This is a genomic window from Burkholderia sp. CpTa8-5 (genome assembly GCF_017815045.1).
GTDB lineage: Bacteria > Pseudomonadota > Gammaproteobacteria > Burkholderiales > Burkholderiaceae > Burkholderia > Burkholderia sola.
In genome coordinates this window covers 26,756-41,536 of the sequence record NZ_JAGIQD010000008.1, presented here as the reverse complement: position 1 = coordinate 41,536, position 14,781 = coordinate 26,756, and the positions used below count along the sequence as shown (strand labels likewise).

The following is a 14,781-nucleotide window of genomic DNA, read 5'->3' as shown; positions in this document are numbered from 1 at the left end:
TTCAGGCAGAAGGCGCTTGCGTCGCACGCCGCAGCAGCGCATCCCGCGCGAGGCGTTCCACCTCCGCGAGCCGTGCATCGAACGACGTCAAATCGCCTTCGTGCACGATCGCCTGCAACGCGCCGACCGCATCGGCCACCGCATGCTCGTGAATCGTCGCGAACGCGCCGCGCAGCGAATGCAGTTCGTGGCGTAGTGCCGGGATATCGTCGCGCGCCACCGCATCGCGTGCCGTCGCGAGCGAGTGCGCGAGACTCGTTTCGAGCAGCGCATGCACGTCCGGCGGCAGCGGCCCTTCGGCCAGATCGACCAGCGTGTGCCGTGCCGCTGCCTGCGCGGGTACCGCATGCGCATGACGCCGCACGGTGCGGTCGATCGTCTCCAGCAGCACCGGCTTCACCAGCACCGCGACGATCCCCGCTTCCGCACAGCGCGCCTGCTCGGCTGCACTTGCATGCGCGGTGACGGCGACCACGGGCAGTTCCGGATACTGCGCGCGCAGCACGCGGGCTAGCGTATAGCCGTCCATCCCCGGCATGTTCAGGTCGGTCATCACGAGGTCGTAGCGCGTATCGGCACAGCGCCGCAATGCGGCAGCGCCTTCCTCGGCCGCGTCCGCCGCATAGCCGAGCGTGACGAGCTGCCCCTGCAGCAGCTTGCGGTTCACCGGATGATCGTCGACCACCAGCACGCGTGCGGCGACCGACGGAAGCGTTGCCGCCTCGTCGGCGCGCGCCGCGTCCTGCGCGGCGATCTGCTCGCCCGTCGCCGTCCGCAGCGGCAGCGTGACGACGAACGTGCTGCCGTGGCCGGCTTCGCTCTTCACGTCGATCGCGCCGTGCATCATCTGCGTGAGCTGCTTCGTCAGCGCGAGCCCGAGGCCCGTGCCGCCGTAGCGCCGCGTGATCGACGTATCGGCCTGCGTGAACGGGCGGAACAACGTCGCACGCTGTTCGTCGGTCATCCCGATGCCCGTGTCGCTGACGCCGATCGCGATCGGCGACGCGGGATCGGCGTCGTCGCGCAGGTACACCTCGAGCGTGATCTCGCCGTGGTTCGTGAACTTGATCGCGTTGCCGACGAGGTTCGCGGCGATCTGCCGGATGCGCGTCGGGTCGCCGAGATAGCGGGGCGCGAGCGCATCGTCGACGAACACGTCGAACTGCAGCCCCTTCGCGGCGGCCAGCGGTTCGAACATCGCGCCGGTCTGCCGGATGGTGTCGGCGAGATCGAACGGAATCGCCTCGATCGTCATCTGGCCGGCCTCGATCTTCGACAGGTCGAGGATGTCGTTGATCAGGTCGAGCAGCACCGACGACGCGCCCTCGACCGTGTGCAGCCGCTCGCGCTGCGACTCGGCGAGCGGCTCGCGGCCGATCAGTTCGAGATTGCCGAGGATCGCGTTCAGCGGCGTGCGGATCTCGTGGCTCATCGTCGCGAGGAACGCGGATTTCGCATTGTTCGCCGCGTCGGCCGCCTGCCGAGCGTGGTCGAGCGCGCGTTCGACGTTCTTCTGCGACGTGATGTCGGAGAAGTTGCACAGCACGACGTCCGCGTCGCGATAGCGCGTGCGCACGAGGTTGACGAGCAGGTCGACCGCGTTGCCGTCGGCGGTGGGCAGCGACACGTGCAGGCCCGACTGCCACGCGTCGGTATCGGCCGAGCGGTCGAAGCGCGCGAGCAGCCGTGCCGGCAGCGATGGCTCGCCCGCGCGGCGCGCGTCGTAGTCGCGCATCGTGTCGTTCTGCAGCAGCACCGCGCCGTCGGCGAGCGCCAGCAGCGCGATGCCGGACGGTGCGGCCTCGACGATCGTGCGGTTCAGGTTCTCGCTTTCGATCACGCGGCGGCGGCGCGCTTCGTCGGGCTTCAGCACGCGGCGGTCGAAGCGCACCAGCAGCCACCACACGAGCGCGATCGCGGCGAGCATGATCGCCGCGTAGCCGCCGGCGCGCACGCCGATCGCGGCGATCAGCGAGCGCAGCGAGAACGCCTGCACGAGCGTCCAGCCGGTGCCGGGGATCGGCTGGCTCAGCGCGAACAGGCCGTCGCCGTAAGCGGCGCGCGTGCCGTTGCCGGCCGTCGGGCGTGTACGTGCGGCGAGACGCTGGAGCGCCGTGACCGTCGCCGCATCGTGCACGGCGGCGCCCACGCGCAGCAGCGTGTCGCCACGCGCATTCGCGATGATGGCCGCGTTGCTCGGGATGTCGGTCGTGAGTCGCGCGCGCAGCACGTCGACGGGCAGCGTCGACACGAGCACCTCGAGCGGCGCGCCGTTGTCGTAGGCGGCGCCGACGATCCGGAACACGTCGCGGCGCTGCACCGGGTCGTAGGCGGGCGCATGCCACACGAACCGGCGCGGCGCGGGCGTCTCGAGATCGGCGGCGACCTGGGCCAGCAGCGCCGACGCGGGAGCGGGCGCCGATTCGGTCGGGGCCGTGCCGGGTTCGGGGCTTGGAATCACCATCGCGAAGCGGCGGTCGGGGCTGTACGCGTAGCCGGCCACGGGCCGACCGGCGTCCTGCTTCGCGACGTACGCGCCGACCCGGTAGCTCATGTCGCTCGCCATCGCGAGATAGCGCGCATACGATGCGGCCGGCCGTTCGGGCGACAGGTCGGCGAGCACGAGCATCGACGGGAAGCGCGGGTTGTCGCGCAGTTCGAGCCGCCCGTTGCCGGCGGCCAGCGCGGCGACGGCGGCGGGATCGGTCGCCCGCGTGTGCCATACGCTTTCGTCGTGGGCGGTGAGCATGTCCATGCCCGTCGTGCGCACCTTGAATTCGAACTGGACGAGAAAATGCCGCACGCCGAACCCCGTATAGCGCTCCTGGATCGCTTCCTTCGCCATCGTGTACAGCATCAGCCCGCTGGCGAGCAGGATCGCGACCGTCACGGCGCCGCCGCCGGCATACAGCAGCGCGCGCTGGCGGCGGCCGGCCGGCGTCGGTTCGGTGGACGGGCCGGCGGCGGGGCGGGATCGATCGGGTGCGGCGCGGTGGTCCATCGGGGCGGGGCGGTCGGCCAAGGTGCCCCCATGATAATGGAGTCCGATCGGTACGCAACGCCGTCCGTCAGGGTTGCGACGCGTGCGTGCCGTCGGGCCGGCGCGGGGCCGGCCCGGGCGGCGCATCGGGTTCGCACGTGACGAGCCGGTATCCGAAGCCGTACATCGTCATCATCCGCACGCCGTGTCGCCCGTCGAGCTCGAGCCGGTCGCGCAGATACGCGACGTGCGTGTCGAGCCGCCGGCTGTGCGACGCGACGAGCGAGCCCCACACCAGTTGGCTCACGTGCGCGCGATCGAGCGCGCGGCCCATGTTCAGGAAGAACGCGGTCGCGATCTGGAAGTGCTTCTCGGTCAGCACGTGCTCGCGGCCGGCGACGGTCACGGTGCGCGCAGCCGTGTCGAATTCGAAATGACCGATTCGCCAGTGGCGGTGGTGGGTCGCGCGGTGGTGGGACCAGCGCAGCCACGTCGCGATGCTGCCGATCAGCGTGTCCGGCGGCGCCGCATACGGCAGATGCTCGTTCGCGCCGGCCACGAAACAGGCCGAGCGCGCGAGCTCGGCGTCGCGCTGGCTGATCGACACGATCGCCACGGTGCCGGCGAAACGCGCGCGTAGCGCGTGGATCGCGTCCGTCGTGCGGCGGCAGGCCGTTTCGCATTGCACGATGAAGAGATCGAACGCGCGCGTGTCGCAGGCCGCGAGCAGGTCGGTCAGATATTCGAAGCGCAACGGCCGGTAGCCGGCGCGGCGCAGGATGTCGTCGATGCGCAGCCGATCGTAGCCATGGCCCGCGCGGCGCAGCCGGTCGTCGAACATGCCGCGGCTCGGATGGTCGATCGTCAGGATCGCGATGGCGGTGGAAGGGGCGTCGGTCACGGTGCGCTCGCGCGAAGCCGGTGCGGCGCGGATGCCGCGTGCGTTCGCGACCGGAAGAAAAGAAACGGGATCATGGCCGGAAGGTTCCGGGCGGGTAGCGGCGCGATGCCGTCCAAAAAAGTCCCGCCGGAGAGGGCGGGAAAATATCGACTATGGAGCCTGATCTCCCGGAGGCAGAGAACAGGCAGGCCGATTGTGGTCGTTTCGGAGTCTGAAGAAAATCAGTCCAGTCCGAAACTGCGCGACGCTGCCGCGGAAAGCGCATCTTTGGGACGGGTCTGACAAGAAACATAACGGCATTCGGACCACAGGCCGTGCGGAGTTGCCGACAATGGAGCGCATCGCGTGTGGCGTCGCGACGGCCCTCCGCGTTCGCCGCATCGCGCGGGCCGTGCGCCGCGCCGCGTGCCATCCGTCATCCATTGCCGAATTTTCGTTGCCCATGAAACCTTCCATCCGAGTCGTCGCGCTGCTGGCGTGGCTCGCGCTCAGCCTGGCCGGCACCGCGTTCGTCGTGTCGCGCGCGGTCGCCGACGCGTACGGCCGCTTCTTCCAGGATTCGAGCATCACGATCCGCCTGCTCGCGCAGAAGGCCGCGCAGCACGAGGCGATTCTCGCGACGCTCGGCGCGTCGTCGCTCGCCGCGCCGCCCGCGCACATGCTCGACAGCCTGCGCGAGCGCATGCCGCAGCTCGACGGGCTCGCGTACTGGCGGCGCGGCGCCGGCTGGCAGACCGACGGCGGGCCGGCGCCGGCCGAGCCGCCGCGGCCGAGGCCCGGCCAACCGTTCGCGTTGGTGTTCGACGGCGCCGCCGCGTACTGGCTCGTGGCCAATTCCGGCTGGGCCGTGCGTGTCGATCCGCGCCAGATGATCCCGCCGGGCGACTGGTCGTCGGCGATTTCGTCGGCGGCGCTGGCGGTGCGCGATCGCCGTATCGACTTGTTGTCGCATGCTTCCGGCAGCCCGCTGCCCGGCTGGACGATGCATCTGGAGAAGCACCTGCCCGCGCAGCCGCAGGCATTCGTGCTGCACACCACGCGCACGCTGACGGCCGCCGATCTGCCGTGGCTGCCGATCGCGTTGTGGAACGCGGTGGCCGCGCTGCTCGTCGCGGGGGCGCTCGTCGCGTGGCGGCTGCGCGAGGCGCGGCGCCGCGAGGATGCCCGCGCGCGGCTCGACCGCTTCGGCCGGCTCGATACCGTCGGCGAAATGGCCGCCGGCCTCGCGCACGAACTGAACCAGCCGCTCGCGGCGATCGTCAGCCACGTGCGTGCGGCCGAACGCCTGCTCGATCAACCCGACGAGCGCGACAGCGTGCGCCGCGCGCTGCGAACGAGCGTCGCGCAGGCGAAGCGCGCGGCGGCGATCCTGGAACGCATGCGCGAGGCCGTCGCCACCGCGCATGGCGGCGAACGTCTCATGCTCGACCCCGATGCGATGATGAACACGCTGCTGTTCCTGTACCGCGACGAATGCGCGCGCGAGCACGTCGCGCTCGGCTGGTACAACGCGGCGCCGCGCGAGCGGCCGTTCGCCGAGCCGATCGCGGTCGAGCAGATCCTGCACAACCTGATCCAGAACGCGCGCGATGCGCTGGCCGGCACCGGCACGTCGCGCGGCGAGATCCGCGTGAGCGGCGCGCGCGTCGGCCGGCATTACCGCTTCAGCGTCGTCGACAACGGCCCCGGCGTGCCGGAAGACGCGCTGCCGCGCCTGTTCGAACCGTTCTTCACGACGCGTGCGCGCGGGCTCGGCCTCGGGCTGCCGCTGTGCGACACGCTCGCGCAGCGCCAGGACGGCGCGCTGACGGTGCGCAACCTGCCGTCGGGCGGTGTCGAGGCCGTGCTGTCGTTGCCGCTGGCAGAGGAGGCCGCATGAACGACCCGCTTCATTCGGCGCGCGACGCGGCGGTTGTCGCGATCGTCGACGACGACGAAGCCGTGCGCGACGGGCTCGCGCTGCTCCTGCGCTCCGTCGGCTTGACCACGCGATGCTATCCGGGCGCATCGGCTTTTCTTGCCGATGCGGACGACGCGGCGCTCGGCTGCGTGCTGCTCGACATCCGGATGCCGGGGATGAGCGGCCTCGACGCGCTCGACGAACTGCGCGCGCGGCGCGACCTGCCGGTGATCGTGATGACGGGCCACGGCAACGTCGATGCGTGCCGGCGTGCGTTCAAGCGCGGCGCGCTCGATTTCCTGCGCAAGCCGGTGGACGACGACGAGCTGATCGACACGGTTCAGCAGGCGCTGCGCCGGCAGGCGGCGCAGCGCGGGCAGGACGACGCCGGCCAGACGCGCGCGGCCCGCGTCGCGACGTTGAGCGCGCGCGAACGCGAGGTGCTCGACGGCATCGTGCGCGGCTGGAGCAACAAGGAGATTGCCCGCGAACTCGGGCTGTCGCCGCGCACCGTCGAGACCTATCGCGCGAACGTGTTCAACAAGCTGCAGGCCGCGTCGCTCGTCGAGCTCGTGCGCGATTACGCGGCGCTCGCGGGCTCGGCATAGGCGCCTCCGTAGCGCTACGGAGGCGCAACCCGTAGCCGAACGGGTTCAACGATCGCGGCGCGATTCCTACGATGACGGCTTCTCCGACAAGTCATCCATCGTCAAGGATTCGATTCATCATGATCAAGCGCTTTGCCCTGCCGTCCACGCTGGCCCTGCTGTTCTCGGGTGCCGCTTTTGCCGATACCGTCGCCGCGCCGGAAACGAAGAAGGCCGCCGAGCTCGGCGACGCCGGCTACTACGCGACGGGCCGCGTCATCGGCGCGTTCGACAACGCGGTGAACATGGAGCTGACGAGCCCGCGCGTCGCGAGCCGCGTCGGCGGCCCGGAGACGGGCTCGAACGTGACCGGCTCGCTCGGCCTCGGCTACCAGTTCGGCAACGGCTGGCGTGCGGAAGGCGAATACGTGTTCAAGCGCACCAACAGCTTCACCAGCTACTGGGCGCCGTTCGACGCGAACGCGAACGAATTCCACGTGTCGGCGCAGCGCCTGATGCTGAACGGCTACAAGGACTTCGACCTCGGCCGCGGCTTCTCCGTGTACGGCACGCTCGGCATCGGCGTCGCGATCGTGTCGGCCGACGGCTGGCAGACCAACGACACGCGCCGCTTCGCATCGAAGACGCAGACCAACCTCGCGTACTCGGCCGGCGCGGGCGTGAGCTACGCGATCAACAAGCGCTTCTCGATCGACCTCGGGTATCGCTATGTCGACATGGGCAACGTCGAGACCGGCTTCCACACGTTCGCGAACCGCATCAACGCGCGCGACGAACAGCTGAAGTCGAAGCTGTCGTCGAACGAAGTGTTCATCGGCCTGCGCGGCCGGTTCTGATGAATGGACGAGCGGGCGGGCCGCACGCGTGCCCGCGCGAAGAGGCTGATGGAGGCCGAGTGCATGAAGGACGTGATCGATTCGGGGCGGCGCAGGCTCGTGCTGGCGACGGCCGGGCTGGCGGCCATGCCCGCGTGGGCGGCTGACGTGCCGCTCGTGCCGGGCAACGCGCGCGGTGTGCGGCGCAACGCGTCGCCCGACCTGACGGTGCGGATCGTCGACATGCTGCACGGCGTCGCGGCCGAAGGCATGCGCGTCGAGCTGTCGCGTGTCGACGGCGCGCAAGACGTGCCGCTGCGCACCGCCACCGTCGATGCGCGCGGCGGCACCGGCGCGCCGCTGCTGGCCGGCGACGCATATCGCGCGGGGACGTACGCGCTGATGCTGCACGTCGGCGAGTACTTCCGTGCCCGCGACGTGCGGTCGCCGTTTCTCACGATCGTGCCGATCCGGTTCCGGATCGCGCGCGACGACGAACGGCTGCATCTTCCGGTGCAGTTCGGGCCGTGGAGCTACACGGTGTATCGCGGCACATGACGTACGCGATGCACGCGATCACGCCACGGCGAAAGGACAGGACATGACAGGGATCAGCACGCACGTGCTCGATATCGCGAGCGGCAAGCCGTTGGTCGGCGTGCGCATCGAGCTCTACGACATGGGCGAGACGCCGCCGCGGCTCGTCGCGCGCGCGGCCAGCAACGCGGACGGCCGCAACGACGCGCCGATGCTCGACGGCGATCTCGCGCACGGCGGCGACTTCGAGCTGCGGTTCCATCTCGGCGAGTATTTCAGGGAGCCGGACGCGTTGCTGGACGTCGTGCCGGTGCGCTTCACGGTGACCGACCCGGCGCAGCACTATCACGTGCCGCTGCTGTGTTCGCCGTGGTACGTGTCGACGTATCGCGGCAGTTGAACGGTCGGCGGACGGCGAGAGGGCGCGAGGGTTCGACGCAGGGCCCGAGCGGGGAGGCGCCGTCCGTTCGGCCGCCCGGGCGCGGGTAGGACCAGGCTGACCATCGTGTCGGGGCGAAGGTGACGCAGTCCGATTTACCGGAACCGGCGCGACGGCGATACTCGAAGCCATTCGTTCAACTACGGGAGCACGGATTGCCGCGGCGGATGTCGCGCAATGCGTCGTCGACATCATGAGCATGCAGGACATCACCGGACATTACGCGATTCCGCTCGTGCATCCGTTCTCGGATGTGCCGCCGCCGTACGGCCGGCGACGCCGGCCGTTCGTGGCGAGCCGGCGGACGCGGCAACACGTGTTCGATATCCACGGCGCGCCCCGCGTGCCGGCACCCGCGGCGGACGGCGGCAACGTCGCCAGGGCCGCGCGGCCCGTCAAGGCCGTACGCGCGGCCGACTTCGGCTCCGACAACCGCGCCTGGGTGCGCCCGCATCCGCTGCGCCGCCGCGGGCGGCTGACGCTGATGGCGTGCGCGCTGTTCGGCGCGACGTGCATCTTCGCGACGCATCTGATCGACGAGCGCCAGCACGCGGCCGAGCATGACGCGGCTTATTCGGCGGCGATCGCGGCCGCGCCGACGGCGGCCGTCGCGGCGACGGAAGTCGCGCGGGCGACGGGCCACGCCGCGGAAGTCGCGATCGTGCGGGCGGATCGCGCGGCACCGACGGATGCGCAGATGAAGGCCGCCGCGACGGTGGTGGCGCAAACCGCGACCGCGGAAGCGCGTGCGTCGCACGTCGCCGGATCGGCGGCTGAGCCCGTGGCCGTTGCGATGGCTGTCGCGTCGAATGCCGTCGTCGCCGAAGCCGCGGCGCCGCGTGCCGATCGTGGATCGTCGGCGGGCGAGCCGGTTGCGGTGGCCGCGGCGCGGCCGGCGGCGAAATCCGCGGGGGCGTCGCGCGGCAAGGCCGCGCGTCAGGCGGGCGTGAACGCGCCTGCCGCGCAACATGCGGTGACCGCGGCACGCGGTGCGACGCCGCATGCGCAACCGATGACCGGTGCGACGGATACACCGTCAGCTGCGCCGGTATCGAATTCGGCCGAGGCCGTCGGCATGACGGCCGCCGAGTTCGCGCAATGGCTTGGCGCGACGCGTGACACGTCGCGGCCGGCCGCGGGCGGCACCGATCTCTCGGTCGAACTGCCGAGTCACACGCGGTTGATCGGGCACTGACCGGGCGAGCGTCGCGCGGCGCGTGTCGACGGACGGACTGCTCCGACGACGCCGTGTCTCGGCGTCGCTTTCATCATTTCCATATTTCGACTATTATGGAAATATGGAAGCCAGTGAAACCATTGCCGCCCTCGCGGCGCTCGCACATGAATCCCGCCTCGCGGTCTTTCGCGCGCTCGTACAGGCCGGGCCGCAGGGTATGCCGGCCGGCCGGATCGCCGCGCTGCTCGACGTGCCGCCGTCGTCGCTGTCCTTTCATTTGAAAGAACTGGCGCATGCGCGGCTTGTGACGAGCCGGCAGGACGGCCGCTTCGTGTTCTATTGCCCGAACTTCGACACGATGAACGGGCTGCTCGGCTATCTCACGGAGAACTGTTGCGGCGGCAATCCGTGCTCGCCGGTGTCCGGCTGCTCGCCTTCCGCAAAAATCGACCGCTCCCGTCAATCCTGACGCGCATTCGCGTGCTCGCCCATGACCACGAACGTCCTGATCCTCTGCACGCACAACTCGGCGCGCAGCGTGCTGGCCCAGGGCATGCTCAATCACTGGGCCGCGAAGCTCGGCAAGGATGTGCGCGCCTACAGCGCCGGCAGCGCGCCGAGCGGCCGTCTGAATCCGTACGCGCTGGAGGCGCTGACGCATGCCGGTGTCGACGTCAGCGGCTATCGCAGCAAAAGCTGGGACGAATTCGTCGGCGACGGCGCGCCCGAGATGCGCGTCGTCATCACGGTCTGTGACAGCGCGGCGTCCGAGACGTGCCCGTACTGGCCCGGCAGCCCGGTCAAAGTGCATTGGGGCTACGCCGATCCGTCGAACGCGACGGGCGGCGAAGCAGGCAAGCGTCTCGCCTTCGAACTGACTCGGCAAGCGATCGGCTATCGAATGCTGCAGTTGCTGGCGCTGCCGCTCGATCGCATGAGCGACGACGCACTTCACGCGGCGCTGATCGAGATTGCACAACACTGACCGCGCGCAGCGCGATGTGCGCGAAACGAGCGGCCGCTCATGACTTCAAGACGGAACCTCGTCCGATGAATACGCCCAACGTCGCGCCGCCCGGTACGGCGGTCACGCAACCCGCCATCAACTTCTTCGAACGCTACCTGACCGTATGGGTCGCGCTGTGCATCGTCGCGGGCATTGCCTTCGGCCAGGCGCTGCCCGGCCTGTTTCACGCGATTGGCCGGATGGCGTACGCGCAGGTCAATCTGCCGGTCGGGCTGCTGATCTGGGTGATGATCGTGCCGATGCTGGTGAAGGTCGACTTCGGCGCGCTGCACGAGGTGCGTCAGCACGTGAAGGGCATCGGCGTCACGCTCGTCGTGAACTGGCTCGTCAAGCCGTTCTCGATGGCGTTCCTCGGCTGGCTGTTCATCCGCCATCTGTTTGCACCGCTGTTGCCGGCGGATCAGCTCGACAGCTATATCGCCGGGCTGATCCTGCTGGCTGCCGCGCCGTGCACGGCGATGGTGTTCGTGTGGAGCCGGCTGACAGGCGGCGATCCGCTCTTCACGCTGTCGCAGGTCGCGCTGAACGACAGCATCATGGTGATCGCGTTCGCGCCGCTGGTCGGCCTGCTGCTGGGGATGTCGGCCATCACGGTGCCGTGGGCGACGCTGCTCACGTCGGTCGTGCTCTACATCGTCATTCCGGTGATCGTCGCGCAGATCCTGCGCAAGCGGTTGCTCGCGAAGGGTCAGGCCGCGTTCGATGCCGCGATGACGCAGCTCGGCCCATGGTCGATCGCCGCGCTGCTGGCCACGGCCGTGCTGCTGTTCGCGTTCCAGGGTGAAGCGATCCTGAAGCAGCCGCTGGTGATCGCGCTGCTCGCGGTGCCGATCCTGATCCAGGTGTTCTTCAATTCCGCGCTCGCCTACTGGCTCAATCGCGCGGTCGGCGAAAGGCATGACATCGCGTGCCCGTCGGCGCTGATCGGCGCATCCAACTTTTTCGAGCTGGCGGTCGCGGTCGCGATCAGCCTGTTCGGTTTCCATTCCGGCGCAGCGCTGGCCACCGTCGTCGGCGTGCTGATCGAGGTGCCGGTGATGTTGCTGGTCGTGCGCATCGTCAGCCGGTCGAAGGGCTGGTACGAGCGCCGGGCTCGAGATCACGAGAGAACCGCCCCATGACCGACTCCCTGAAAGACCTGCCGCAACTCGACGCCACGCTGTTCCGCGTGCCGGACGCCACGCAACTGCGGCCTGCCGCGCCATCGACCCATCCGCCTCGGCTCCTGCTCCTGTACGGGTCGCTGCGCGAGCGTTCGTTCAGCCGCTTGCTGGTCGAGGAAGCTGCACGCCTGCTCACGGCGATGGGCGCCGAGGTACGCGTGTTCAATCCGAGCGGATTGCCGCTGCCGGACGATGCGCCGGAGAGCCATCCGAAAGTGGTCGAGCTGCGTGAGCACGTGATGTGGTCGGAAGGCATGGTGTGGTGCTCGCCGGAGCGGCACGGCGCGATGACCGGCATCATGAAAGCGCAGATCGACTGGATTCCGCTGTCGACGGGCGCCGTGCGGCCGACGCAGGGCAAGACGCTTGCGGTGATGCAGGTGAGCGGCGGTTCGCAATCGTTCAACGCGGTGAACCAGATGCGCGTGCTCGGGCGCTGGATGCGCATGCTGACCATCCCGAACCAGTCGTCGGTGGCCAAGGCGTTCATGGAATTCGACGAAGCGGGGCGGATGAGACCGTCCGCGTATTTCGACCGCGTGGTGGACGTGATGGAGGAACTGGTGAAGTTCACGCTGCTGACGCGCGACGTCGGCCCCTATCTGGTCGACCGGTACAGCGAGCGCAAGGAAAGCGCGGAGGCGCTGTCACAGCGGGTCACTCAGCGCAGCATCTGACATCGTTGACGAGCCGGGGGCGACGTCGCCGGCCGCGCATGCGGCCTTACGCGTGCCCGTCGAATTGTCCGGCGCTGAGCAAAATCAGACTCGACTGATTTCCATCCCGACTCAGATTCCCGACAATTCAGTTTCTGCGGCCCGGCATACACCGTGTGCCGGATCATGGAGACATCTCCTTTTTGCGGCCGGTCTTCTCGACTGGCCGCTTTTTTATTCCCGTTCGCTACCGGAGAGCACGATCGCGATGCAGCTCGACCGCCTGATCCCTGAAATCCTGTTCGGCTTCACGGGCCTGATCGGCATCATCAATCCATTCGGCATGGCATTCGTGTTTCTCGAACGCACGCAATCGCTGACCGAAGCCGAGCGCGCGATCCTGTCGAAGCAGCTCGCGACGAACGTGTTCTTCACGCTGCTCGTGATCTTTTTCGTTGGCGCGCCGGTACTGAACTTCTTCGGAATCTCGATGGAGGCGCTGCGCATCGGCGGCGGCCTGGCGGTGGCGGTGGCCGGCTGGTCGATGCTGAATGCGCCTGACGTACCGGCCGGCGGCGATGTCGCCGCGCACGGCGACGATCTGCCGAAGCTGATGTCGCGCGCGTTCTTTCCGCTGACGGTGCCGCTGACCATCGGCCCCGGCTCGATCGCGGCCGGCATCGCGCTGCATGCGAACCGTGCGCATACGGCGAGCGATTACGTGTTGTCGGGCATCGTGTCGGTGACGGTCGCGGCGCTCGTCGCGTTCACGATCTGGCAGATCTACAGCCGCGCGACGACGCTCGCGCGCTATCTCGGCAGCGAAGGGACGAAGGTCGCGATGCGCGTGTCCGCGTTCCTGCTGCTGTGCGTGGGCGTGCAGATCATGCTGACGGGACTCGCCGCGTTCGTGCAGATGCTGGGCGGGCAGGCGGGGTGACCGATGGCATAGGCGCCGACCGTTCGTGCATGAAGTGTTTGCTCGTCTATAACTGAGTAAGGTGATAAAATTGGTGCGTTATCGCATCAATTTTGATGGAGATAGGCAATGCGAACCACGGTCACTATCGACGACGATCTCTACACGAAGGCCCTCCAAATGGCCGAGCCCGGAATGGATAAGGCGGACTTGTTCAGGGAGGCAATCAAGACGTTTGTACGTGTCCAGGCCGCCAAACGCCTGGCAGCACTGGGCGGATCCATGTCCGGCATGGCAGATATTCCGCGACGTCGCCAGGAACCGGAATCGCAATGAATGTGTTGATTGACACGTCAGTCTGGGTTGATCACTTTCGAAACAGAAATCAGACACTTTTCGAGCTGCTTGCGCTCGATGCCGTACTGATGCATCCGATGGTGCTGGGTGAACTTGCTTGCGGGACGCCGCCGGCGCCACGACTGCGAACGCTGAACGACCTCGGATTGCTTCAGGAATGCAATCAGGCCAGCATGTCTGAGGTAATGGCATTCGTGGAGCGCGAGAAGCTCTACGGGATGGGGTGTGGTCTCGTCGATCTGACCTTGTTGGCGTCCACGTTGATCACGCCGGGGGCGCGCTTCTGGACCCTGGATCGTCGTCTTGCAGCGTTGGCGGATCGTTTCTCGGTCGAATTCCGTCCGACTTCAAAGTGAGCTAAAGACGGCATGCGCCGGCGTCGGCCGCAGGAAAGGAATCGGAATAGAACAGGGCCTACTCTGGTCGTCGTGGCGCGGCAGCGTCAACTGGCTCGGGCGGCGGAACCGCCGCGCCGCAATTCGGGCAGCAGCGTGTATCCGTATCAGCATTCGGGCGCTTGCGTTCCATCGCCGATGCAACCAGCTCCGCGCCCATGATCCCGGTCGGAAACGCGATGATCCCGTAGCCGAGCAAGATCGCGCACGACGTGATCAGCCGGCCGAGCGGCGTGACGGGTGTCAGGTCGCCGTAGCCGGTCGTACTCATCGTCACGGCCGCCCAGTAGACGCCGACCGGAATGCTCGTGATCCCGTGCTCCGGCCCTTCGACCAGAAAGATCACGGTGCCGAGTATCACGACGAGCACGAACATCCCGCCGATGAACACGAAGATCTTGCGCCGCGCGCGCGTGAGCGCCCGCATCAGCAACTGCCCTTCCTCGAGATAGATCGACAGCCCGAGGATGCGGAACACGCGCAGCAGGCGCAGCAGCCGCACGTCGATCAGCGCGTGCAGGCCGGGGAAGAAGAACGCGAGATAGGTCGGCAGCACCGACGCGAGATCGACGATGCCGAAGAAACTGCGCGCATACACGGCCGGCTTCTTCGCGGTGCAGAGGCGCAGCAGATACTCGGCGGAAAACAGCAGCGTGAACGCCCATTCGGCCGCGTAGAGCGCGTGGCCGTATTGCTGGTGCAGCTCCTGCACGCTGTCGGCCATCACGACGAGCACGCTCGCGACGATCAGCACGAGCACCGCGATGTCGAGCTTGCGCAGGAACGAAGGGCGGCGCGCGACTTGCGTGACGGCATCGCGCGCCGTATCGAAAGAGGACTGGATCAGCGAAATCATGGATCCGAGTGTACGGACCGCGTATCGCCGGGCCTATCGGACATGTCTGAT

General features: G+C 68.2%; 16 protein-coding genes. 13 read left to right on the top strand and 3 right to left on the bottom strand.

What is annotated here, in order from left to right; genetic code table 11:
- Position 1: 1 nt before the first annotated feature.
- Positions 2 to 3,001 (bottom strand): sensor histidine kinase, encoded by a 3,000-nt coding sequence (locus tag J8I35_RS14630; protein ID WP_209925869.1) that lies wholly within the window; start codon positions 2,999 to 3,001, stop codon positions 2 to 4.
- A 67-nt stretch (positions 3,002 to 3,068) separates the two neighbouring features.
- Positions 3,069 to 3,881 carry a response regulator transcription factor gene (locus J8I35_RS14625; RefSeq protein WP_348522263.1) on the bottom strand — a complete coding sequence of 271 codons (813 nt, stop codon included), beginning with the start codon at positions 3,879 to 3,881 and terminating at the stop codon, positions 3,069 to 3,071.
- 442 nt (positions 3,882 to 4,323) lie between these two features.
- Between J8I35_RS14625 and J8I35_RS14620 the strand changes: the two genes are divergently transcribed.
- From J8I35_RS14620 to J8I35_RS14560, 13 genes are all read left to right on the top strand, one after another.
- The gene (locus tag J8I35_RS14620) at positions 4,324 to 5,760 is read left to right on the top strand and encodes an ATP-binding protein (RefSeq protein ID WP_209925868.1); all 1,437 of its coding nucleotides are present in this window, start codon (positions 4,324 to 4,326) and stop codon (positions 5,758 to 5,760) included.
- Positions 5,757 to 6,389 (top strand): response regulator, encoded by a 633-nt coding sequence (locus tag J8I35_RS14615; protein WP_209925867.1) that lies wholly within the window; start codon positions 5,757 to 5,759, stop codon positions 6,387 to 6,389. Before J8I35_RS14620 ends, J8I35_RS14615 begins: the two co-directional genes overlap by 4 nt.
- A 119-nt stretch (positions 6,390 to 6,508) precedes the next feature.
- Complete coding sequence (locus J8I35_RS14610; RefSeq protein ID WP_209925866.1) at positions 6,509 to 7,225, top strand: outer membrane beta-barrel protein; 717 nt, start codon at positions 6,509 to 6,511, stop codon at positions 7,223 to 7,225.
- Positions 7,226 to 7,288: 63 nt separating this feature from the next.
- A complete protein-coding gene (locus J8I35_RS14605) occupies positions 7,289 to 7,762 on the top strand; it encodes a hydroxyisourate hydrolase (RefSeq protein WP_209925865.1) in 474 nt (157 codons plus the stop codon).
- Positions 7,763 to 7,805: 43 nt separating this feature from the next.
- On the top strand, positions 7,806 to 8,141 hold the full coding sequence (uraH, locus tag J8I35_RS14600) for a hydroxyisourate hydrolase (protein WP_209925863.1): 336 nt from the start codon (positions 7,806 to 7,808) through the stop codon (positions 8,139 to 8,141).
- 232 nt (positions 8,142 to 8,373) lie between these two features.
- Positions 8,374 to 9,375, top strand: coding sequence for a serine protease (locus tag J8I35_RS14595; RefSeq protein WP_209925861.1), 1,002 nt, complete (start codon positions 8,374 to 8,376; stop codon positions 9,373 to 9,375).
- Positions 9,376 to 9,478: 103 nt separating this feature from the next.
- Positions 9,479 to 9,826 carry a metalloregulator ArsR/SmtB family transcription factor gene (locus tag J8I35_RS14590; protein WP_209926090.1) on the top strand — a complete coding sequence of 116 codons (348 nt, stop codon included), beginning with the start codon at positions 9,479 to 9,481 and terminating at the stop codon, positions 9,824 to 9,826.
- Between the two features lie 21 nt (positions 9,827 to 9,847).
- Positions 9,848 to 10,342, top strand: coding sequence for an arsenate reductase ArsC (locus J8I35_RS14585; RefSeq protein WP_050017912.1), 495 nt, complete (start codon positions 9,848 to 9,850; stop codon positions 10,340 to 10,342).
- Positions 10,343 to 10,407: 65 nt separating this feature from the next.
- On the top strand, positions 10,408 to 11,505 hold the full coding sequence (gene arsB / locus J8I35_RS14580) for an ACR3 family arsenite efflux transporter (RefSeq protein WP_209925860.1): 1,098 nt from the start codon (positions 10,408 to 10,410) through the stop codon (positions 11,503 to 11,505).
- Positions 11,502 to 12,224 (top strand): arsenical resistance protein ArsH, encoded by a 723-nt coding sequence (gene arsH, locus J8I35_RS14575; protein ID WP_209925858.1) that lies wholly within the window; start codon positions 11,502 to 11,504, stop codon positions 12,222 to 12,224. Before arsB ends, arsH begins: the two co-directional genes overlap by 4 nt.
- A gap of 247 nt (positions 12,225 to 12,471) precedes the next feature.
- Complete coding sequence (locus J8I35_RS14570; protein WP_209925856.1) at positions 12,472 to 13,143, top strand: MarC family protein; 672 nt, start codon at positions 12,472 to 12,474, stop codon at positions 13,141 to 13,143.
- A gap of 108 nt (positions 13,144 to 13,251) precedes the next feature.
- Entirely contained in the window at positions 13,252 to 13,458 is a 207-nt protein-coding gene (locus tag J8I35_RS14565) for a type II toxin-antitoxin system VapB family antitoxin (protein ID WP_089489987.1), read from the top strand.
- A complete protein-coding gene (locus tag J8I35_RS14560) occupies positions 13,455 to 13,835 on the top strand; it encodes a PIN domain-containing protein (RefSeq protein ID WP_050017907.1) in 381 nt (126 codons plus the stop codon). The genes J8I35_RS14565 and J8I35_RS14560 overlap by 4 nt, the downstream gene beginning before the upstream one ends.
- A gap of 58 nt (positions 13,836 to 13,893) precedes the next feature.
- On the opposite strand, the gene J8I35_RS14555 is transcribed toward J8I35_RS14560, so the two are convergent.
- On the bottom strand, positions 13,894 to 14,730 hold the full coding sequence (locus J8I35_RS14555; protein WP_209925854.1) for an ion transporter: 837 nt from the start codon (positions 14,728 to 14,730) through the stop codon (positions 13,894 to 13,896).
- Between the last annotated feature and the right edge of the window lie 51 nt (positions 14,731 to 14,781).